The sequence below is a fragment of the Duganella aceris genome (genome assembly GCF_011090165.1).
GTDB lineage: Bacteria > Pseudomonadota > Gammaproteobacteria > Burkholderiales > Burkholderiaceae_D > Rugamonas > Rugamonas aceris.
This window is the reverse complement of record NZ_JAADJT010000001.1, coordinates 452990-474161: the sequence shown is the minus strand read 5'-3', so window position 1 is coordinate 474161 and position 21172 is coordinate 452990. Positions and strand designations below refer to the sequence as shown.

Annotated in this window: 19 protein-coding genes; 18 read left to right on the top strand and 1 reads right to left on the bottom strand. The window is 64.9% G+C overall.

The window, feature by feature from the left end:
* Positions 1-229: 229 nt before the first annotated feature.
* The 12 genes from GW587_RS31725 to GW587_RS02085 all read left to right on the top strand — a co-directional run bounded on the left by GW587_RS31725 (position 230) and on the right by GW587_RS02085 (position 12280).
* Positions 230-1372, top strand: coding sequence for a methyl-accepting chemotaxis protein (locus tag GW587_RS31725; RefSeq protein WP_371875532.1), 1143 nt, complete (start codon positions 230-232; stop codon positions 1370-1372).
* Between the two features lie 12 nt (positions 1373-1384).
* Positions 1385-1753: a response regulator gene (locus GW587_RS02135; protein ID WP_166097957.1), complete on the top strand. Its 369-nt coding sequence runs from the start codon at positions 1385-1387 to the stop codon at positions 1751-1753.
* A 19-nt stretch (positions 1754-1772) separates the two neighbouring features.
* On the top strand, positions 1773-2069 hold the full coding sequence (locus GW587_RS02130; RefSeq protein WP_166097955.1) for an STAS domain-containing protein: 297 nt from the start codon (positions 1773-1775) through the stop codon (positions 2067-2069).
* A gap of 28 nt (positions 2070-2097) precedes the next feature.
* Complete coding sequence (locus GW587_RS02125) at positions 2098-4266, top strand: chemotaxis protein CheA (RefSeq protein ID WP_166097953.1); 2169 nt, start codon at positions 2098-2100, stop codon at positions 4264-4266.
* Between the two features lie 15 nt (positions 4267-4281).
* Entirely contained in the window at positions 4282-4839 is a 558-nt protein-coding gene (locus tag GW587_RS02120) for a chemotaxis protein CheW (RefSeq protein ID WP_207393305.1), read from the top strand.
* Positions 4840-4853: 14 nt separating this feature from the next.
* Positions 4854-5660, top strand: coding sequence for a CheR family methyltransferase (locus GW587_RS02115; RefSeq protein ID WP_166097951.1), 807 nt, complete (start codon positions 4854-4856; stop codon positions 5658-5660).
* A gap of 16 nt (positions 5661-5676) precedes the next feature.
* Positions 5677-6219 carry a chemotaxis protein CheD gene (locus GW587_RS02110; RefSeq protein ID WP_207393304.1) on the top strand — a complete coding sequence of 181 codons (543 nt, stop codon included), beginning with the start codon at positions 5677-5679 and terminating at the stop codon, positions 6217-6219.
* Positions 6216-7292 (top strand): protein-glutamate methylesterase/protein-glutamine glutaminase, encoded by a 1077-nt coding sequence (locus GW587_RS02105; RefSeq protein WP_166097950.1) that lies wholly within the window; start codon positions 6216-6218, stop codon positions 7290-7292. The genes GW587_RS02110 and GW587_RS02105 overlap by 4 nt, the downstream gene beginning before the upstream one ends.
* A gap of 4 nt (positions 7293-7296) precedes the next feature.
* On the top strand, positions 7297-8562 hold the full coding sequence (locus GW587_RS02100) for an EAL domain-containing response regulator (RefSeq protein ID WP_166097948.1): 1266 nt from the start codon (positions 7297-7299) through the stop codon (positions 8560-8562).
* Between the two features lie 27 nt (positions 8563-8589).
* Positions 8590-10266, top strand: coding sequence for a HAMP domain-containing methyl-accepting chemotaxis protein (locus tag GW587_RS02095; RefSeq protein WP_166097945.1), 1677 nt, complete (start codon positions 8590-8592; stop codon positions 10264-10266).
* 11 nt (positions 10267-10277) lie between these two features.
* Positions 10278-10757 (top strand): chemotaxis protein CheW, encoded by a 480-nt coding sequence (locus tag GW587_RS02090; RefSeq protein ID WP_166097943.1) that lies wholly within the window; start codon positions 10278-10280, stop codon positions 10755-10757.
* Between the two features lie 80 nt (positions 10758-10837).
* Complete coding sequence (locus GW587_RS02085) at positions 10838-12280, top strand: methyl-accepting chemotaxis protein (protein ID WP_166097940.1); 1443 nt, start codon at positions 10838-10840, stop codon at positions 12278-12280.
* A 77-nt stretch (positions 12281-12357) separates the two neighbouring features.
* Here the strand turns inward: GW587_RS02085 and GW587_RS02080 are convergent, their stop codons facing one another.
* Positions 12358-13170 (bottom strand): class I SAM-dependent methyltransferase, encoded by an 813-nt coding sequence (locus GW587_RS02080; protein ID WP_166097938.1) that lies wholly within the window; start codon positions 13168-13170, stop codon positions 12358-12360.
* A gap of 342 nt (positions 13171-13512) precedes the next feature.
* Between GW587_RS02080 and GW587_RS02075 the strand changes: the two genes are divergently transcribed.
* The 6 genes from GW587_RS02075 to GW587_RS02050 are packed head-to-tail and all read left to right on the top strand — an operon-like array spanning position 13513 to position 21170.
* The gene (locus GW587_RS02075) at positions 13513-15150 is read left to right on the top strand and encodes a TldD/PmbA family protein (protein WP_166097935.1); all 1638 of its coding nucleotides are present in this window, start codon (positions 13513-13515) and stop codon (positions 15148-15150) included.
* A gap of 18 nt (positions 15151-15168) precedes the next feature.
* A complete protein-coding gene (locus tag GW587_RS02070; RefSeq protein ID WP_166097933.1) occupies positions 15169-16506 on the top strand; it encodes a TldD/PmbA family protein in 1338 nt (445 codons plus the stop codon).
* Between the two features lie 55 nt (positions 16507-16561).
* Positions 16562-18199 (top strand): TldD/PmbA family protein, encoded by a 1638-nt coding sequence (locus tag GW587_RS02065; protein WP_166097931.1) that lies wholly within the window; start codon positions 16562-16564, stop codon positions 18197-18199.
* 3 nt (positions 18200-18202) lie between these two features.
* Entirely contained in the window at positions 18203-19540 is a 1338-nt protein-coding gene (locus tag GW587_RS02060; protein WP_166097929.1) for a TldD/PmbA family protein, read from the top strand.
* An 8-nt stretch (positions 19541-19548) separates the two neighbouring features.
* Positions 19549-20169 (top strand): DUF4159 domain-containing protein, encoded by a 621-nt coding sequence (locus GW587_RS02055; protein ID WP_166097927.1) that lies wholly within the window; start codon positions 19549-19551, stop codon positions 20167-20169.
* A 2-nt stretch (positions 20170-20171) separates the two neighbouring features.
* A complete protein-coding gene (locus tag GW587_RS02050) occupies positions 20172-21170 on the top strand; it encodes an AAA family ATPase (RefSeq protein WP_166097925.1) in 999 nt (332 codons plus the stop codon).
* The last annotated feature ends 2 nt before the right edge of the window (positions 21171-21172 follow it).

The following is a 21172-nucleotide window of genomic DNA, read 5'->3' as shown; positions in this document are numbered from 1 at the left end:
CTTTCAACACGCATGCGGCGCTACGCCCCGATGCCGTGTGCGTGCCTATAGTAACTTTAAATTATTTCTCTTCGGAAGCAATTTACGACGCGGCGGTGGAAAACTACAGATACAATTGATTCGCATGTCACATTGTGGCGAGCGCTCTGTTTCTAGGATACAGTTTGATTTCCGGGATGAATCTCCCGAGACGACAGTGGGGTGGCATCCAGTGAAGAACTATACCGGCGTGGACAGTAAGATCCTTGCACCGTTCGGCCTGGCCGGCGCGGGCGCACTGGGAACGATGGTCGCGGGATGGAGTACATGGGGCTGGTACACGGTCCTGTGGTCGGCGCTGTTGCTGGCCGCCGCCGCATGGTGTGCACGCCTTGCCGGCGCCGGGGCGCCGGGCGGTTCGCAAGACAGCATGATAGACACCTACCTGGCCGGACGCGAACAGTTCGGCGACGCCGTGCTGCCGATCTGGTGCCGGCATATCGAAAACTCGCGCACCCAGATGGAGGAAGCGGTGGCCGACCTGGCCGGGCGCTTCTCCAGCATCGTCGACAAGCTCGACAACGCGGTGCACGTCTCCAGCATGGACAACAAGGGCGGCCGCTCGATGCCCGAGGTGTTCGCCAACAGCGAGCGCCAGCTCGGCTCGGTGGTGACGTCGATGAAATCGGCGATGACCTCCAAGCAGGCGATGCTGGCGCAGATCAAGGACCTGGAACGCTTCACGCGCGAGCTGCGCGACATGGCCGAAGGCGTGGCCAGCATCGCCGCGCAAACCAATCTGCTGGCGCTGAACGCCGCCATCGAGGCGGCGCGCGCCGGTCCCGCCGGACGCGGCTTCGCGGTGGTGGCGCAGGAGGTGCGCAACCTGTCGAGCCGCTCGGCCGAGACCGGCCGCAACATCTCCAACCGCGTCGGCCTGATCAGCGGCGCCATCCTTGCCGCCAGCCAGGCGGCCGAACAATCCAGCGAGGCCGAAGACAAATCGATGCAGTCGGCCGAAGGCATGATCGAGTCGGTGCTGGCCGAATTCCGCGGCATCACCGACGCGCTGGTGCAATCGTCCGACCTGCTCAAGCAGGAGAGCATCGGCATCCAGGGCGAGGTTGGCGAGGCGCTGGTGCAGTTGCAGTTCCAGGACCGCGTCAGCCAGGTGATGGCGCACGTGCGCGAGAACATGGAGCTGCTGCCGGACCTGCTGCGCGATAACCGCGACCGCTACAACGCCGACCAGGTGCTGGAGCCGCTCGATCCCGACCTGCTGCTGCGCGAACTGCAGAAGACCTACGCGATGGCCGAGGAGCACGCGGTGCACGGCGGTTCGAAGCACGCCGCGCCCGCCGCGACCGAAGCCGACGAGATCACTTTTTTCTAAGGTAGAGAAGACATGGCAAAAACGATTATGGTGGTCGATGATTCGGCGTCGCTGCGCCAGGTGGTCGGCATCGCGCTCAAGGGCGCCGGCTATGAGGTGATCGAAGGCCGCGACGGCGTCGACGCGCTGTCCAAGTGCACCGGCCAGAAAATCCATCTGGTGGTGTGCGACGTCAACATGCCCAACATGGACGGCATCACCTTCGTCAAGCAGTTCAAGCAGCTGCCGTTGTACAAGTTCACGCCGGTGATCATGCTGACCACCGAGTCGCAGGAGGGCAAGAAGGAAGAGGGCAAGGCGGCCGGCGCCAAGGCGTGGGTGGTCAAGCCGTTCAAACCCGAGGTGCTGCTGGGCGCCGTCGCCAAACTGGTGTTGCCATAACCCCGCTGCGGAGGTTGCGATGTCCGAAGACGTGTTGCGTATTGCGATAGAAGGCGAGATGACGATCTACCGCGCCGCCGATCTCAAGGTCACGGTGCTGGAGGCGCTGCGCAGGACGCGGGTGCTGGAGATCGACCTGTCCGGCATCATCGAACTCGATACCGCCGGCCTGCAGGTGCTGATGCTGGCCAAGCAGACGGCGATCGCCGACCAGCGCGAACTGCGGCTGCTCCAGCACAGCCCCGCCGTGATGGAAATCTTCGAAATGCTGGATCTTGTCGCCTTCTTCGGCGACGCCGTGCTGGTACACGATTAGTTCAACGATCGAACGCTGAGGGCATGCCATGAACCTGGACGAAGCGCTACAGACATTCATCACCGAAAGCCGCGAACTGCTGGAAGAAATGGAGAACGCGCTGCTCAACGTCGACATCGCCGGCGACCAGAGCGAAGCGATCAACGCCATCTTCCGCGCCGCCCACACCATCAAGGGCTCGGCGGGGCTGTTCAGCCTTGACCACATCGTCGCCTTCACCCACGTGGTGGAGAGCCTGCTGGACGAGGTGCGCGATTGCCGCGTGGTGCTCAACGACGAGATGATCGTGCTGCTGCTGTCGTGTTGCGACTACCTGTCCGGCATGACCGACGCGCTGGCGGCCGGCAAGCTGGACGCGGACCCCGACACCGCGCCGGAAGGCGAGATGCTGCTGCAACAGCTGCGCCGCCACATGGAGTGCCCGACCGAGCCGGCCGGCGCGGCGGCGGCCTCGCTGGCGGTGCAGGCGGAACCCGGCGTGCAGCGCATCGACAAAGAAAGAGGCGACAGCGACTACTGGCACATCTCGCTGCGCTTCGGACGCGGCGTGCTGCAAAACGGCATGGACCCGATCGCCTTCCTGCGCTACCTGGCCAAGCTGGGCAAGGTGGTCGGCATCGCCACCGTGCCCGACGCGCTGCCCGCCGCCGAGGAGATGGACGCGGAGCAGTGCTACCTCGGCTTCGAGATCGCCTTCGACAGCACAGCCGACCGCGAAGCCATCGCCGGCGTGTTCGAATTCGTGCAGGACGATTGCGAGATCCGCATCATCCCGCCGCACAGCAAGGTGTCGCATTACGTTGACTTGATCCGCGCCTTGCCGGAGCAGGATGCGCGGCTGGGCGAGATCCTGGTCCGCTGCGGCAGCGTCACCGCGCACGAGCTGCAAGGCGCGCTGCAGCACCAGCAGGATGACAAGCCGGAGGACGCGCCGCAGCAGCAACTGGGCAGCATCCTGGTCGACGCCGGCAACGTGCCGCCGGTGGTGGTCGAAGCGGCGCTGGCCAAGCAGAAGCAGGTCAGCGAGCAGAAGGCGCAGGAGAGCCGTTCGATCCGCGTCGATTCCGACAAGCTGGATCGCTTGATCGATCTGGTGGGCGAACTGATTATCGCCGGCGCGCGCGCCAGCATGATCGGCCAGAAAATCCGCAACACCGAACTGCTGGAGTGCACCTCGACCCTGACCGGCCTGGTGGAGGACGTGCGCGACGCCGCGCTGGAACTGCGCATGGTGAAGATCGGCGCCACCTTCAACCGCTTCCAGCGCGTGGTGCACGACGTGGCGCGCGAACTGGGCAAGGACATCGGCCTGATCGTCGACGGCGAGGATTCGGAACTGGACAAGACGGTGGTGGAGAAAATCGGCGATCCGCTGATGCACCTGGTGCGCAACGCCATGGACCACGGCATCGAGTCGGCCGAGGCGCGCATCGCGGCCGGCAAGCAGGCCAAGGGCATGATCAAGCTGAACGCCTTCCATGAATCGGGCAGCATCGTGATCGAGGTCAGCGACGACGGCGGCGGTCTGCGCAAGGAGAAGATCCTGGCCAAGGCGGTCGAGCGCGGACTGGTGGAGGCCGACCGCAAGTTGAGCGACAGCGAGATCTACAACCTGATTTTCGAGGCCGGCTTCTCGACGGCGGAAAAGATCACCAACCTGTCCGGGCGCGGCGTCGGCATGGATGTGGTCAAGCGCAACATCACCGCGCTGCGCGGCAGCGTCGACGTCACCAGCAAGGAGGGCGCCGGCACCACCGTCACGGTGCGCCTGCCGCTGACGCTGGCCATCATCGACGGCTTCCTGGTGCAGGTCGGCGGGTCGGTGTTCGTGATCCCGCTCGACATGATCGAGGAGTGCATCGAATACGCCACCGAGCCGGGTCAGGACTACTGCAATCTGCGCGGGCAGGTGCTGCCGCTGGTGCGCCTGCGCGAACTGTTCCGCATCGATGGCGCGTCGACGCGGCGCGAGAGCATCGTGGTGCTCAAGTTCGGCAACCAGCGCGCCGGGCTGGTGGTCGATACGCTGCTGGGCGAATTCCAGACCGTCATCAAGCCGCTCAGTCCCCTGTTCAGCGAGGTCAAATGCATCAGCGGATCCACCATCCTGGGCAGCGGCGAGGTGGCGCTGATCCTGGACGTGACGGCGCTGCTGCACACCGTCGGCGGCAAGGCCCCGGCGGCGCTGGCCGCCTGAGAAAACGAGGAAACCATGAATACCGCCGTCAACCCCTCCAACGTTGTGACTTACGGTAGCAGCGCCATCGTCGCGCTGCAGAGCGGAGCCGCGCTGCCCAGCCAGTTCCTGACCTTCCTGCTGGGCGAGGACCAGTACGCGGTCGGCATCCTGCACATCAAGGAGATCATCGAATACGGCAGCCTGGCCACGGTGCCGATGATGCCGGCCTGCGTGCGCGGCGTGATCAACCTGCGCGGCGCGGTGGTGCCGGTGATGGACCTGTCGGCGCGCTTCGGCCGCGCGCCCAGCGTCATCGGCAAGCGCTCCTGCATCGTCATCGTCGAAGTGGCGAACGCCGACGGCGAAGGCAAGCAGGTGCTGGGCATGCTGGTCGACGCGGTCAACGCGGTGGTGGAGATCGCCGCCGGCGACATCGAGCCGGCGCCGGCGTTCGGCACCCGCATCCGTCCAGATTTCATCGCCGGCATCGGTAAATTCAACGGCAAGTTCGTGATCCTGCTCGATATCGAACACGTGCTGTCGAGCGAGGAAATCGTCGAGATGGCGCGCGGCACCGCCGTCGCGGCGTGAGGGAGTAGCGCATCATGCCGGTAGCGACCATCACCGACCGCGAGTTCATGCAGTTCCAGCGCTTCATCTACGATGCGGCCGGGATCTTCATGGCCAACGGCAAGCAGGCGCTGGTCAGCGGCCGCCTGGCCAAGCGCCTGGCGCACTATCAGCTCGACAGCTATAGCGATTACCTGCGCCTGCTGGAGAGCCGTTCGCAGCCGGCCGAACTGCAGGTGGCGGTCGATCTGCTGACCACCAACGAGACCTATTTCTTCCGCGAGCCGAAGCACTTCACGCTGCTGCGCGACCTGGCGCTGGACGCGCGCGACAAGGGCAAGACGCTGCGCGTGTGGAGCGCGGCCAGCTCCAGCGGCGAGGAGCCGTACAGCATCGCGATGGTGCTGGCCGATATCCTCGGCGACGCGGCGTGGGAAGTGCTGGGCACCGACATCAGCACCCGCGTGCTGGAGCGCGCCCGCACCGGCCACTATCCGATGGAGCGCGCCACGCAGATGCCGGACGCCTACCTGCGCCGCTTCTGCCTCAAGGGCCAGGGCAGCGAGGCGGGCACGATGCTGATCGAACGCGCGCTGCGGCAGCGGGTGCAGTTCCAGCACCTGAACCTGAACCAGCCCTTGCCGAAGCTGGGCAGCTTCGACGTGATCTTCCTGCGCAATGTGATGATCTACTTTAACCTGGAGACCAAGCGCCAGGTGGTGACACGCCTGCTGGCGCAGCTGCGCCCCGGCGGTTACTTTCTGATCGGCCATTCGGAGACGCTGAACGATATCAACGATACGCTGGTGCCGGTGGCGCCGTCGATCTACCGCAAAGCATGACGGGACGACGCCGACCATGCCCGACGCCAAATTGATCGATATCTTCCTGATGCCGGGCGATTACTTCGTCGGCGACCAGCGCTACCGGGTGCGTACGCTGCTCGGGTCCTGCGTCTCGATCACGTTGTGGCATCCGGGCATGCGCATCGGCGCCATGTCGCACTTCCTGCTGCCGGGTGACAGCCAGCGCCGGGCCGAGCGGCCCGAGGACAAGCCGGGCATGTACGGCGCCGACGCCATGCGGCTGCTGACCGAGGGCATGGCCAGCTACGGCGTCGCACCGAGCCAGTGCCAGGGCAAGATCTTCGGCGGCGGCGCCATGTTCCCGCGTAACGGCAAGGCGCGCGACATCGGCATGCAGAACGGCGATTACGCGCGCAGCATGTTGCAGCAGCACGGCATACACGTGGTGTCCGAGAGCCTGTTCGGCGAAGGGCACCGTCAACTGATCTTCACCATCCGCAGCGGCGAAGTATTGAGCCGCCAGATCCCGCCCGAACCGAAGCCGGATTCGAAGGCGGGACGCGCGGGCAACGCAGGAGCAAGGAATCATCAATGAGTGGAATTAACGTCATGATCGTCGACGATTCGGCCGTGGTGCGGCAGGTGTTGAGCGGGCTGCTGAACGCGGCGCCCGGCATCACCGTCACCCATGCGGTGGCCAATCCCTTCCTCGCGATGGAGCGCATGAAGGTGCAATGGCCGGACGTGATCGTGCTCGATGTGGAGATGCCCAAGATGGACGGCATCACCTTCCTGCGCAAGATCATGACCGAGCATCCGACCCCGGTGGTGATCTGCTCGACGCTGACCGAGAAGGGGGCGCAGACCTCGGTCGAGGCGCTGACCGCCGGCGCGGTGGCGATCATCACCAAGCCGCGCCTGGACCTGAAGCAGTTCCTGCACGACAGCGCCGACGAGCTGGTGTCGGCGGTGCGGGCGGCGGCCGGCGCGCATGTCGGCAAGCTGGCCAACCGGCCGGCGCCGCCGCCGGTCACCGCCAAGCTGAACGCGGACGCCATCCTGCCGCCCGGCGACGCGCCCCGGCCGATGACGGCGACCACCGAGCGGGTGGTGGCGATCGGCACCTCGACCGGCGGCACGCAGGCGCTGGAGGAGGTGTTGACGTCGCTGCCGCGCGTCTCGCCCGGCATCGTGGTGGTGCAGCACATGCCGGAAAAATTCACCGCCGCCTTCGCGGCGCGGCTCGACAGCGTGTGCCAGGTGCGGGTCAAGGAGGCGGCCAACAACGACCGCGTGCTGCAAGGGCAGGTGCTGATCGCGCCGGGCGGCAAGCACATGCTGTTGCGCCGCACCGGCGCCCAATACTTTGTCGAGGTGGTCGACGGGCCGCTGGTCAACCGCCACCGGCCGTCGGTCGATGTGCTGTTCCGCTCCGCCGCGCGCGCCGCCGGCGCCAACGCGCTGGGCGTAATCATGACCGGCATGGGCGACGACGGCGCCGCAGGTTTGCTGGAGATGCTCAAGGCCGGCGCCCGCACCGTGGCGCAGGACGAGGCCAGTTGCGTGGTGTACGGCATGCCGAAGGAAGCGGTCAAGCGCGGCGGGGTCGAGAAATCGGTGCCGTTGAACGCGATCTATCGCGAAATCCTGCAGCAGCTGTCGTACTAGCATCATGTCCACGCCGCCGCCCGCCCACATCGATGTCGCCGCGCCGCAATGGGCCGGCCGCCGCGTGCTGGTGGTGGAGGACAGCGTGGTGCAGCGCGGCTACCTGGTCGGCCTGCTGCGCCAGCTCGGCTTTGGCGAGATCATGGAGGCTGGCGACGGCAACGAGGCCTTGCGGGTGCTGGAGAACCTGCAAGGCGATCCGATGTTCCTGGTGCTGACCGACCTGGAGATGCCGGGCATGGACGGCATCGAGCTGACCTGCCAGCTGCGCGATCGCCATCTGACGGAAAACCTGATCGTGGTCAGCGCGCGCGATCCGCGCCTGCTGGAGATCATCGAAAGCATGGGCTGCGAAGACGCTTCGATCGGCCTGCTGGGCACCCTGCTCAAGCCGGTGCAGCTGGCGCCGCTGACGCAACTGCTGACGCGCGCCGGACGCGGTTGCAGCGCCGCGCCGGCGGCATCGCAGGGAGTTCCGGCCACGCTGGACGAACTGGCGCAAGCGCTGGAGCGCAACGAATTCCTGCCCTACTTCCAACCGAAAGTGGCGATGCACAGCGGCCAGCTGAAAGGCGTGGAGGCGCTGGCGCGCTGGACGCATCCGCAACGCGGCGTGCTGGCGCCGCCACATTTCATCGATGCGCTGGAAGGCACGCCGCTGATGGCCGAGTTCACGCTGGCCATCGTCGGACAGGTGCTGCGGCGCATGCTCGGCTGGACCGAGGCCGGCCTGCCGCCGCTGACGGTGTCGGTCAACCTGTCGGCCGACAACCTCTCGGACCGGAGCTTCATCGACCGCCTGACGGCGCTGGTGATGGACTCCGGCGTGGCGCCGGCCGCGCTGATATGGGAAGTGACCGAGACCAGCGTGATGCGCCAGTTGTCGCAATCGCTGACCAACATGGGGCGGCTGCGGCTGATGGGTTTCGGCCTGGCGATGGACGATTTCGGCATCGGCTACTCATCGATGCAGCAGTTCGCGCGCTGCCCGTTCACCGAGTTGAAGATAGACCGCGCGTTCGTCAACGGCGCCTCGCAGTGGCCGAACCGTCACGTGGTGTTGAAAAGCGCGCTGGAGCTGGGCCAGCGTTTGGGAGTGGCCACCGTGGCCGAGGGCGTGGAAACGGTGGAGGATTGGAAGCTGCTGCGGGACCTGGGCTGCGACCTGGCGCAGGGCTACCTGCTGGCCAGGCCGATGCCGGCCGAAGATCTGGTGGCATGGATCAGGCAGGATCGCAGGCGTTTGCGCACATTGGCCGGGGTTGAGTAGTTCAAAATAAAACATAGGGGAATCACCATGCTTTCTACATTGACGGTTCGGACCAAGATCTTGATTTTGCTGGCGGTGGCGGTGCTTGCCCTGTTGACGGTGATGATCATCGCCTTCATGGGATTGAAGAAGGAAGGCGAGATGCTGGACCAGATCGGCCGCAACCGCATGCCGTCGGTGCAGGCGCTGTTGCAGATCAACGAAGCGCAGACCGCGTTGCGCTCGTCCACCCGCGCCATCGACGCGACCGCGCCCTATCCCGAGGGGATCGACGTGGTCGTGCACGAGCTCAAACGGAAGCAGGGCTTCTGGACCAACATCGACAAGTACTGGAAGACGTATGAGGCGCTGCCGCAGGAAACCGAGGAGGCGGCGGCATGGAAGGTCTTCGTCAAGCAATGGGAGACCTGGAAGGCGCGCGACGCCATGCTCACCGACCTGGCCAACGAGATCGTGCGCGCCGATCTGCCCAAGCGCAAGGAGCTGTACGTCACCATGCACAAGATGCTGTTGGACAGCAGTAGTATTTTCCGCGAGGCGGAGGATGGCCTGAACAAGATTGTGGTGATGAACATCCAGTACGGCGAGAACGACGTCAAGGACGCCGAGGCGGCATCCTCGCGCGCCACCAACACCATGTACGTCAGTTCCGGCATCGCGCTGGCGCTGCTGGTGGCGATCGGGCTGTTCATCCTGAGCGGCATCCTGCGCCAGCTGGGCGGCGATCCGTCGTACGCATCCGAGATCGTGCGCAAGGTGGCCGATGGCGACTTGAGCGCCGAGGTGCGGCTCAAGCCGGGCGACACCACCAGCCTGCTGGCGGCGATGAAGGGCATGATCGACAAGCTGTCGCAAGTGGTGGAAGAGGTCAACAGCGGCGCCGAAGCCCTGGCCAGCGCCTCGGAGGAAGTCAGCGCCACCGCGCAGTCGCTGTCGCAGGCCGCCAGCGAGCAGGCCGCCGGCACCGAAGAGACCAGCGCCTCGGTGGAGCAGATGACGGCGTCGATTTCGCAGAACACGGAAAACGCCAAGGTCACCGACGGCATCGCCAGCAAGGCGGCGGTGGAGGCGGCCGAAGGCGGCGAGGCGGTCAAGTCGACGGTGGCGGCGATGCAGCAGATCGCCAAGAAGATCAGCATCATCGACGACATCGCCTATCAGACCAATCTGCTGGCGCTGAACGCGGCGATCGAGGCGGCGCGCGCCGGCGAACATGGCAAGGGCTTCGCGGTGGTGGCGGCCGAGGTGCGCAAGCTGGCCGAACGCAGCCAGGTCGCGGCGCAGGAGATCGAGCAGGTGGCCAGCAGCAGCGTCGAACTGGCGGAGAAAGCCGGCCGCCTGCTGGACGAGATGGTGCCGAATATCCGCCGCACCTCCAATCTGGTGCAGGAGATCACGGCGGCGTCGGAGGAGCAATCGGCCGGCGTGGGGCAGATCAATTCCGCCGTCACGCAATTGAGCCAGACCACGCAGCAAAACGCCTCCAGCTCCGAGGAGTTGGCCGCCACCGCCGAAGAGATGAGCAGCCAGGCCGAGCAGCTGCAGCAGACCATGGCCTTCTTCAAACTGACCGGCGCTTCGCGGCCGTTGCGCACCGTATCGCGCGCGCCGGCCCCCAAGGCCAAGTTCAAGCCGGGCCAGGGCGGCGGCCGCCAGGTGATGGCGATGGGCGATCCGGACGAGTCGCATTTCGTCAAATTCTAGGCGAGGCGGCCATGAGCACAAGCACCGTATCCGAGGCGCCGGCGCAATTCCTCAGCTTCATGCTGGGCCAGGACATGTTCGCGATCGGCATCCTGGCGGTGCGCGAAATCCTGGAGTACGCCGGCGTGACGCCGGTGCCGCAGATGCCGCCGTCGATCAGCGGCGTGATCAACCTGCGCGGCACGGCGGTGCCGGTGCTGGACCTGGCGCGGCGGCTGGAGCGCGAGCCGTCGGCGCTGAGCAAACGCACCTGCATCATCGTGGTGGAGGTGGACGGCGAGGACGGCCCGTTCGTGATCGGCATCCTGGTCGACGCGGTCAACGCGGTGCTGGACATCCCGGCCGCCGAGATCGAGCCGGCGCCCAGCTTCGGCGCGCAGGTGCGGGCCGAGCTGCTGCAAGGGATAGGCAAGGTCAATGGCCGCTTCGTGCTGCTGCTGAACGTGCGGCACGTGGTGTCGGAGCACGAGATCGCCGCGCTGGTGACGTGAGGTTAGTATTGGTGAGAATGTGCGCGGAATAATGGTTCACAATGATTCGTGAATCCGTCCGTCATATGGAGTCAACACCTATGCTCAATCAGATGAAAATGGAGACCCGGCTGCATGCCGGGTTCGGCGCCATCGTGCTGCTGGTGATCCTGCTGGGCGTGATCGCCTTCGCCAAGCTGACCTCCCTGCACGAACACTGGCGCGAATTCGAAACCATCACGCTGGCGCGCAAGAACGCGGTGCTGGAGGGCGTCACGGCGCACGGACATGCGGTGCGCCACTTCAAGAACTACATTCTGCGCGGCGGCGACAACAACGTGCAGTTCCGCGCCGACCTGGCGGAAATCGACAAGCAGATGGCAAATTACAAGTCGGCCGGCGCGCTCGACCCCGAGGAACAGGTGCTGCTGGGCGAAGTCGCGGTGGGCACCAAGTCCTATGCCGACAGCATGGCGCAGCTGGAGGCCATGCACGAGAAGGGCTTGACCGCGCTGGAGATGGACAAGGCCATCAAGGGCGCGGACGAAGCCATCGCCAGTGCCTTCCGCAAGCTGCTCAAGGTGAACGACGCCGAGACCAGGGCCGAATCGGAAGCCATGTCCGACGTCACCGCCTCCGCCAAGCAGCTGATCCTGGCGGTCGACGTGGTGATCGCGCTCCTCGGCTGCGTGCTGGCGGTGTGGCTGGCGCGCAGCCTGTCGGGCATCGTGCGCGAGGTGCAGGCGGTGGTGGCCGGCCTGGCCGGCGCCTCGCAGGAGGTCAGCTCCACCGCGCAATCGCTGTCGCAGGCGTCCAGCGAGCAGGCGGCCGGAGTGGAGGAAACCAGCGCCTCGATCGAGCAGATGACGGCGTCGATCGCGCAGAACACCGAGAACGCCAGGATCACCGACGGCATCGCGACCCAGGCCGCGCTGGAGGCGGTGCGCGGCGGCGAGATGGTGAAGGCGACGGCGGCGGCGATGAAGCAGATCGCCAGCAAGATCGGCATCATCGACGATATCGCGTACCAGACCAATCTGCTGGCGCTGAACGCGGCCATCGAGGCGGCGCGCGCGCACGAACACGGCAAGGGCTTCGCGGTGGTGGCGGCCGAGGTGCGCAAGCTGGCCGAGCGCAGCCAGATCGCGGCGCAGGAGATCAGCAAGGTGGCGGCCGACAGCGTCGACCTGGCGGAGCAGGCCGGCGTGATGTTCGACGCGCTGGCGCCGAACATCCGCAAGACCTCGGACCTGGTGCAGGAGATCGCGGCGGCGTCGGAGGAGCAGAGTTCGGGCGTGCGGCAGATCAACGGCGCGGTGATCCAGTTGAGCCAGACCACGCAGGTCAACGCGGCCAGCTCGGAGGAGCTGGCGGCGACGTCGGAGGAGATGAGCGCCCAGGCCGAGCAGCTGGGGCGCTTGATGGCGGTGTTCAAGCGGTACGCGGTGGACGACGGCTACGCGCCGCGTCGTGCGGCGCCGCGCAAACCCACCCGCCTGGCGCCGGACGGCGCGCCCGACGAGCAAAAGTTCACGCGCTTCTAACCCCGCAGGGCCACAGAGGGGTCAGACCCCGTACGGGGTCTGACCCCGGCGGCGGCTCGCCGCTTGAGGGGTAAAGCTTACGGCTTGACGAACTTCAGCGTCATGCGGTCGCTCTCGCCGATGGCCTGGTACTTGGCGCGGTCCACGTCCTTGTTGGCGTAGGTCGGCGGCAGCGACCACACGCCGCCCTTGTGGTCGGCGGTGTCCTTCGGATTGGCGTTGATCTCCGACTTGGCGGCCAGCTTGAAGCCCGCCGCCTCGGCCAGACCGATCACATACTTCTCGTGCATATAGCCGCTGCTGGCCTCCGCATCCTGCGTCTTTGACGCCGGCAGGCGGTGCTCCTCGACGCCGAACACGCCGCCCGGCTTCAGCACCGTGTAGATGTTGGCGAACAGCTCCTTCATCTTCTCCGGGCCGGCCGGAATCCAGTTGTGGATATTCCGGAACGTCAGCACCATGTCGACGCTGCCGGCCGGCGCCATTTCATATTTGCGCGGCGGCGAGAACACGCCCAGCGCCACCTTGTTGTACACCTCGGGCTTGGCGTTCAGGCGCGCCAGGAAACGCTCCGCGCCTTTGCGCTCACCCTCGCTCGGCGACGCGATGTCGTTGCCGGCCACGATCAGCTTGCCCTGGTCGCGCAGGTAGGGCGCCAGGATCTCGGTGTACCAGCCGCCGCCCGGCGCCAGCTCCACCACCGTCATGGTCGGCTTGATGCCGAAGAAGTTCAGGGTCTCGTACGGATGGCGATACACGTCGCGCTCCACGTTGGCCGGCGTGCGCGACTTGGCGGCGACCGCCGCCTTCAGCGCGTCGTCGGCTTGGGCCGCGCCGGTGGCGGCGAACAGCATGGTGGAGGCCAGTGCGGCCAGTGCGTATCGTTTCATGCAAAGTCTCCCGATGGTTGGTGTTGGTGGCGCCCGGCGGCGATAGCCGCCCAGCGCGATCATCGTTCAAGCACGCCGGCAGGTCAAGCGAATCGGGCGCGCGCACCCGGGCGGTGCGGACCGTGCGCCGCGGACAAGCGCCGGACACTCTGCGGACACCCATCGGACACATTAGCGGACACTTCTGGCGTCAAAAACCGAAGATTGCACGATATTTGCCGATGGCATGCATTTTGCCTATTCCGTACCTTAATCCGTTGCTAATATATTGCTAGAACCACAGAAACGGCGATGGATATTCGGGCGGCTGGCCCACAACAATGCCTTACGTTTGGAGAGACGATGGAACGACGTGATTTCCTCAATATTAGTAGCCTGGCCCTTGGAACGATGCTGCTGCCCACCTTCGGCCGCGCGATCGCCGCGGAAGAATTACTCAAGCCGGTGGCGCTGCAATTCAAGAAAATGCTGGCCGATACCGCGATGACGGCCGCCACCCAAGCCGGCGCCTCGTACTGCGACGTGCGCGTGGGCCGCTACCTGAACCAGTTCATCACCACCCGCGACCTGAACGTCGAAAACGTGACCAACACGGAATCGGCCGGCGTCGGCGTGCGCGTGATCTCCGGCGGCGCCTACGGCTTCGCCGCCACCAACGACATGACCCCGGACGGCGTGGCCGCTGCCGCGCGCCAGGCGGTCGCCATCGCCAAGGCCAACGCCAAGCTGCAGACCGAACCCGTGATCCTGGCGCCGCTGAAGGGCGTCGGCGAAGTGTCGTGGGCCACGCCGTACACCAAGGACTGGCGCGCGGTGCCGATCAAGGAGAAGGCCGAGCTGCTGATCGCCGCCAACAAGGCCGGCATGGAGGGCGGCGCCAGCTTCATGCAATCGCTGCTGTTCCAGGTCAACCAGCAGAAGTACTTCGCCTCCACCGACGGCTCCTACATCGACCAGGACGTGCACCGCTTGTGGATGCCGTTCTTCGCCACCGCCGTCGACCAGAAGACCAACAAGTTCCGCTCGCGCCAGGGCCTGTCGGCGCCGGTCGGCATGGGCTACGAATACCTCGACGCGCGCCCCGAGCACAAGATCAAGGCCGCCGGCGGCGTCACCACGCTGTACACCAAATCGTATGACCTGATCGAGGACGCGCGCGCCGCCGGCAAGCAGGCCAAGGCCAAGCTGACCGCGAAGTCGGTCGAACCGGGCAAGTACGACCTGGTGCTGTCGCCGGAACACCTGTGGCTGACCATCCACGAATCGGTGGGCCACCCGACCGAGCTGGATCGCGTGCTGGGCTACGAGGCCAATTACGCCGGCACCAGCTTCGCCACGCTGGACAAATGGCAGTCGAAGAAATTCAAGTACGGCTCGGACCTGGTCAACATCCTGGCCGACAAGACCACCCCGGGTTCGCTGGGCGCGGTCGGCTACGACGACGAAGGCGTCAAGTGCAAGAACTGGGACATCATCAAGGACGGCATCCTGGTCAACTACCAGGCCACCCGCGACCAGGCCCACATCATCGGCGAGAAGGAATCGCACGGCTGCTCGTATGCGGACAACTGGGCCAACGTGCAGTTCCAGCGCATGCCGAACGTCTCGCTCAAGGCCGGCGCGAAGAAGCTGACGCCGGACGAAATGATCAAGGACGTCAAGAAGGGCATCTACATCGTCGGCGACGGTTCCTTCTCGATCGACCAGCAGCGCTACAACTTCCAGTTCGGCGGCCAGCTGTTCTACGAAATCAAGAACGGCAAGATCGGCCAGCAGCTGGAGGACGTCGCGTATCAATCCAACACCCAGGAGTTCTGGAACGCCTGCGTCGGCATCTGCGACGAGCGCGATTGGCGCATGGGCGGTTCCTTCTTTGACGGTAAAGGCCAGCCGCCGCAGGTGTCCATCGTTTCGCACGGTGCATCCACCACGCGCTTCAACGGCATCAACGTCATCAACACGGCCCGCAAGATCGGCTAAGCCTGGAGAGAGAAGAATATGAAATTCCTGAGTCAAGAAGAGACCAAGCGCATTACCGACAAGGTGCTGTCCCTGTCCAAGGGCGACCAGTGCGAGGTGGCCATCAACGGCAGCCGCAAGGGCAATATCCGCTACGCGCGCAACGCGGTGTCGACCGCAGGTTTGATCGAAGATACGCAGCTGACGGTGTCGGTCGCCTTCGGCAAGAAGCAGGGCACCGCGCAGATCAACGAGTTCGACGACAAGTCGCTGGAAAAAGCCGTGCGCCGCGCGGAAGACCTGGCGCGCCTGGCGCCGGACAATCCGGAGTTCATGCCGACCCCGGGCAAGCAGGAATACAAGGCCACCGAGACCTTCTTCCAGAAGACCGCCGACATCGATCCGGAGTTCCGCGCGCAGGTCGCGGCCTACAGCATCGAGAACAGCAAGAAGAACAAGCTGGTCTCGGCCGGCTTCTTCACCGACAGCACGCAGTTCACCGCGATCGCCAATTCCAACGGCGTGTTCGGCTACCAGAAGGACACGGGCCTGGACTTCACCGTCACCGTGCGCACCGAAGACGGCCGCGGTTCCGGCTGGGCCAAGCGCAGCGTCGGCGATGTGAGCAAGTTCGACGCCCGCGCCGCGTCCGACGTGGCGATCGAAAAGGCGCTGCGGTCGGTGGACGCCAAGGCGCTGGAGCCGGGCCGCTACACGGTGATCCTGGAGCCGGCGGCGACCTCCGACATCCTGGCCTATATGTTCAACAGTTTCGACGCGCGTTCGGCCGACGAGGGCCGCAGCTTCCTGTCGAAGAAGGGCGGTGGCAACCGCCTGGGCGAGAAGCTGTTCGACGAGCAGGTCAACGTCTGGGCCGATCCGTGGGACAAGGATGTCGCGGTGTTGCCGTGGGACGGCCAGACCATGCTGGCGCGCGAACGCCAGGACATCATCAAGAACGGCAAGATCGCCAACCTGGATTACTCGCTGTTCTGGGCCAAGAAGCAGAACAAGCGCGCCATCGGCACGCCGGGTAACATCATCATGGGCGGCACCAACAAGTCGACCGAGGAGCTGATCGCCAACACCAAGAAGGGCATTCTGGTGACCCGCACCTGGTATATCCGCATGGTCGATCCGCAATCGGTGCTGCTGACCGGTCTGACCCGCGACGGCACCTTCTACATCGAGAACGGCAAGATCAAGCATCCGATCAAGAACTTCCGCTTCAACGAGAGCCCGGTGTCGATGCTGAACAATATCGATGAAATCGGCAAGCCGGAGATCCTGTCGGGCGACGAGTCGCAGTTCCAGCTGCTGATCCCGGCGATGAAGGTACGCGACTTCAACTTCACGTCGCTGTCGGACGCGGTATAAAGTCCCAAGGGCCGGGCGGTATCGCCGGCCCCGTTTTATTTTTTCAGGAGCTATAGTGGAACGACGTTCATTTCTCAAAATAGGCGCGGCCGCCGGCGGCAGCATGTTGATCCCGGTGTTCGGCAACGCCATCGCGGCCGAAGAGCTGCTCAACCCCATGGCCGTGCAGTTCAAGAAATCGCTGGCCGACGCCGCGATGAACGCCGCCACCAAGGCCGGCGCCTCGTACTGCGACGTGCGCATCGGCCGCTACCTGAACCAGTTCATCACCACCCGTGACCTGAACGTGGAAAACATCGTCAACACCGAATCCTCCGGCGTCGGCGTGCGCGTGATCGCCAACGGCGCCTACGGCTTCTGCTCGACCAACGTGATGACCCCGGACTCGGTGGCGGACGCCGCGCGCCAGGCGGTCGCCATCGCGCGCGCCAACTCCAAGCTGCAGATCGAGCCGGTGGTGCTGGCGCCGGTCAAGGGCGTGGGCGAAGTGGCGTGGGCCACGCCGTTCAAAAAAGACTGGCGTAACGTCGCCATCAAGGAAAAGGCCGAGATGCTGCTGGCCGCGAACAAGGCCGGCCTGGACGCGGGCGCCAGCTTCATGGCCTCCAACCTGTTCCAGGTCAACCAGCAGAAGTACTTCGCCTCCACCGACGGCTCGTATATCGACCAGGACATCCACCGTCTGTGGTCGCCGCTGACCGCGACCGCCGTGGACAAGACCAGCAACCGCTTCCGCACCCGCGACGGCCTGTCGTCGCCGGTCAGCATGGGCTATGAATTCTTCGACGCCAAGGCCGGGAACAAGATCAAGGCCGCCGGCGGCGTCACCACGCTGTACAAGGGCGCCTACGACATCATCGAGGACGCGCGCACCGCCGGCCGCCAGGCGCGCGAGAAGCTGACCGCGAAGTCGGTCGAACCGGGCAAGTACGATCTGGTGCTGTCGCCGGAACACCTGTTCCTGACCATCCACGAATCGGTCGGCCACGCCACCGAGCTGGATCGGGTGCTGGGCTACGAGGCCAACTACGCCGGCACCAGCTTCGCCACGCTGGACAAGTGGCAGTCGAAAAAATTCAAATACGGTTCCGACATCGTCAACTTCGTCGCCGACAAGACCACGCCTGGTTCGCTGGGCTGCGTCGGCTACGACGACGAGGGCGTGGCGTCGAAGCGCTGGGACATCATCAAGGACGGCATCCTGGTCAACTACCAGGCCACGCGCGACCAGGCCGCCGTCATCGGCGAGAAGGAATCGCATGGCTGCTCGTACGCCGACAGCTGGAGCAGCGTGCAGTTCCAGCGCATGCCGAACGTCTCGCTGGCCGCCGGCAAGAAGCCGCTGACGCCGGACGAGATGATCAAGGACGTCAAGAAGGGCATCTACATCCTCGGCCGCGGTTCGTTCTCGATCGACCAGCAGCGCTACAACTTCCAGTTCGGCGGCCAGCTGTACTTCGAGATCAAGAACGGCAAGATCGTCAACCAGCTGGAGGATGTGGCCTACCAGTCCAACACCCAGGAATTCTGGAACGCCTGCACGGCGCTGTGCGATGAACGCGACTGGCGCATGGGCGGTTCCTTCTTCGACGGCAAAGGCCAGCCTAGCCAGGTCAGCGCCGTTTCGCACGGCTCGCCGACGACGCGCTTCAACGGCGTCAACGTGATCAACACCGCCCGCAAGATTGGATAATCGATGAAGATGCTGAACCAGGAAGAAGCAAAACGCATTTGCGACAAGGTGATGTCGCTGACCAAGGCCGACGAGTGCCGCGTGCAGTTGAGCGGCAGCCGCAATGGCAATATCCGCTACGCGCGCAACGCGGTATCGACCGCCGGCTTGATCGAGAACACGCAGCTGACCGTCAGCGTCGCCTTCGGCAAGCGCCAGGGCACGGCGTCGATCAATGAGTTCGACGAGAAGTCGCTGGAAAAGGCCGTACGCCGCGCCGAGGACGTCGCGCGCCTGGCGCCGGAGAATCCGGAGTTCCAGCCGGCGATCAAGAAGCAGGAATACAAAGGCTCCGCGACCTACAGCGAAGCCACCGCCGCCATCGATCCGGAGTACCGCGCCGAAGTGGCGTCGGTCAGCATCAACTCGGCGCGCAAGGCTGGTCTGGTGGCCGCCGGCTTCTTCAGCGACACCACCGGCTTCGAGACGGTGGCCAATTCGAGCGGCGTGTTCGGCTACCAGACCTTGAGTAATCTCGGTTTCACCGTCACCACCCGCACCGAAGACGGTCGCGGCTCCGGCTGGGTGACCCGTTCCGCCAATGACGCCAAGAAGTTCGACGCGCGCGAAGCGTCCGAGATCGCGATCGAGAAAGCGCTGAAATCGGTCGAGGCCAAGGCGCTGGAACCGGGCCGCTACACGGTGATCCTGGAGCCGGCGGCAACCTCGGAAATCATCGGCCGCATGTTCGGCGCCTTCGATGCGCGCCAGGCCGACGAGGGCCGCAGCTTCCTGTCGAAGAAGGGCGGCGGCAATCGCCTGGGCGAGAAGCTGTTCGACGAGCAGGTCAACGTCTGGGCCGATCCATGGAATCCGGAAGTGCCGGTGCTGGGCTGGGACAACCAGTCGATGCTGGCGCGCGAGCGCACCGACGTGATCAAGGGCGGCAAGATCGAATCGCTGGACTACACCCGTTTCTGGGCCGAGAAGCAGGGCAAGCGCGCGTCCGGCCGTCACGGCAACATGATCATGTCCGGCGGCGGCAAGTCGACCGAGGAGCTGATCGCGTCGACCAAGAAGGGCATCCTGGTGACGCGCACCTGGTATATCCGCATGGTCGATCCGCAATCGTTGCTGCTGACCGGCCTGACGCGCGACGGCACCTTCTACATCGAGAACGGCAAGATCAAGCATCCGGTGAAGAACTTCCGCTTCAACGAAAGCCCGGTGACGATGCTGAACAATATCGATGAACTGGGCAAGCCGGTGGTCATCGGCGGCGACGAGGTGCGCTTCCAGATGCTGATCCCGCCGATGAAGGTTCGCGACTTCAACTTCACGTCGCTGTCGGACGCGGTGTAGGGACGGGCGTGGCTTCTTACGATTTCTATTTCACCCGCCTGACTTACGAGTCGGGCGATTGGGATGTCGATGTCCGCATGCCGAGCAACGTGCTCAACTCGCTGGTCGAATACACGACCTTGCGGGTCGATCCGGTCGAGCGCATCGTCGCGCTGTCCGATCCGAAGATGCTGGAGGCGCCGTTCTGCTATTTCGCCGGCCACAAGCTGGTGCAGTTCACGGCGGCCGAGCGCAAGAACCTGGAGCGCTACATCAAGGGCGGCGGCTTCGTGTTCGTGGACGACTGCAACCACGACATCGACGGCCTGTTCGCGAAATCGTTCGAGGCCGAAATCGCCCGCATCTTCGGGCCGAAGGCGCTGCACAAGATCCCGAACAACCATCCGGTGTATTCGAGCTTCTTCAAGTTCGACGGGCCGCCGAATACGGTGGTGGAGCTGAACGGCTGGGGCGACGATCTGGTGCACGACTACCTGAAGGCGGTCGAAGTCGGCGGCCGGGTGCGGCTTTTGTACAGCAACAAGGACTATGGCTGCGAGTGGGATTACGACTTCCGCAACAAGCGGTTCCTCGTCATCGACAACACCCGCTTTGCGGTCAATATCATTCAATATGCGTTGGGAGCTTGATCTTGGATAGTGCAATCGCCTGGAGCGAAAATGAAATCGGCGCGCTGAGCGCCAAGGTGGCGGCGCTGAAGGCGAGCATGTCGAAGGTGATCATCGGTCAGGAAAACGTGATCGATTCGCTGATCATCTGTTTGCTGGCCGGCGGCCATGCGCTGGTCGAAGGCGTGCCGGGGCTGGGCAAGACGCTGCTGGTCAAGTCGCTGTCGCAGGCGACGGAGCTGGACTTCCATCGCGTTCAGTTCACGCCCGACCTGATGCCGTCGGATATCGTCGGCACCGAGATCCTGGAAGAGGACCATGCGACGCGCAAGCGCGAGTTCCGCTTCCAGCAAGGGCCGGTGTTCACGCAGGTGCTGCTGGCCGACGAGATCAACCGCGCGCCGCCGAAGACGCAGTCGGCTTTGCTGGAGGCGATGCAGGAACGCAGCGTCACCTTCGCCGGCCAGACGCACAAGCTGCCGAAGCCGTTCTTCGTGCTGGCGACGCAGAATCCGATCGAGCAGGCGGGCACCTATCCGCTGCCGGAGGCGCAGCTGGACCGCTTCCTGTTGCGCATCGACGTGGTCTATCCGACCGAGGAAGAGGAGATCGCGATGGTTTCCGCCACCACCCACGCCGGCTTGAAGGATGCGGAGCCGGTGATGGACGTGGCGACCTTGCTGCGCTTGCAGCAGCTGGTGCGCGATATCGAGATCGGCGACCATTTGCTGGCGTATGCGACGCGGCTGGTGCGCGCCACGCGGCCGGCGCTGACGACGGTGCCGGCGGTGAAGAAGCACGTGGGCTGGGGCGCGGGTCCGCGCGCGGGGCAGGCGTTGGTGCTGGCCTCCAAGGCGCGCGCGCTGATGCATAACCGTTTGGCCGTCACGCGCGAGGATATCGGCGAGATGCTGCTGCCGGTGCTGGCGCATCGCGTGATCCGCAACTTCGAAGCGGAAGCCGACGGCGTCGCGATCGCCGAGATCCTGCTGGCGCTGCGCGAGCACATCCGCCCCGATTAAGC

Coding starts and splice junctions, on each gene's coding strand:
- GW587_RS02130 (WP_166097955.1), top strand. CDS start 1,773: ATGTCCGAAGACGTGTTGCGTATTGCGATAGAAGGCGAGATGACGATC.
- GW587_RS02070 (WP_166097933.1), top strand. CDS start 15,169: ATGAAATTCCTGAGTCAAGAAGAGACCAAGCGCATTACCGACAAGGTG.
- GW587_RS02060 (WP_166097929.1), top strand. CDS start 18,203: ATGAAGATGCTGAACCAGGAAGAAGCAAAACGCATTTGCGACAAGGTG.
- GW587_RS02085 (WP_166097940.1), top strand. CDS start 10,838: ATGCTCAATCAGATGAAAATGGAGACCCGGCTGCATGCCGGGTTCGGC.
- GW587_RS02080 (WP_166097938.1), bottom strand. CDS start 13,170: ATGAAACGATACGCACTGGCCGCACTGGCCTCCACCATGCTGTTCGCC.
- GW587_RS02135 (WP_166097957.1), top strand. CDS start 1,385: ATGGCAAAAACGATTATGGTGGTCGATGATTCGGCGTCGCTGCGCCAG.
- GW587_RS02120 (WP_207393305.1), top strand. CDS start 4,282: ATGAATACCGCCGTCAACCCCTCCAACGTTGTGACTTACGGTAGCAGC.
- GW587_RS02090 (WP_166097943.1), top strand. CDS start 10,278: ATGAGCACAAGCACCGTATCCGAGGCGCCGGCGCAATTCCTCAGCTTC.
- GW587_RS02095 (WP_166097945.1), top strand. CDS start 8,590: ATGCTTTCTACATTGACGGTTCGGACCAAGATCTTGATTTTGCTGGCG.
- GW587_RS02125 (WP_166097953.1), top strand. CDS start 2,098: ATGAACCTGGACGAAGCGCTACAGACATTCATCACCGAAAGCCGCGAA.
- GW587_RS02100 (WP_166097948.1), top strand. CDS start 7,297: ATGTCCACGCCGCCGCCCGCCCACATCGATGTCGCCGCGCCGCAATGG.
- GW587_RS02105 (WP_166097950.1), top strand. CDS start 6,216: ATGAGTGGAATTAACGTCATGATCGTCGACGATTCGGCCGTGGTGCGG.
- GW587_RS02115 (WP_166097951.1), top strand. CDS start 4,854: ATGCCGGTAGCGACCATCACCGACCGCGAGTTCATGCAGTTCCAGCGC.
- GW587_RS02075 (WP_166097935.1), top strand. CDS start 13,513: ATGGAACGACGTGATTTCCTCAATATTAGTAGCCTGGCCCTTGGAACG.
- GW587_RS02110 (WP_207393304.1), top strand. CDS start 5,677: ATGCCCGACGCCAAATTGATCGATATCTTCCTGATGCCGGGCGATTAC.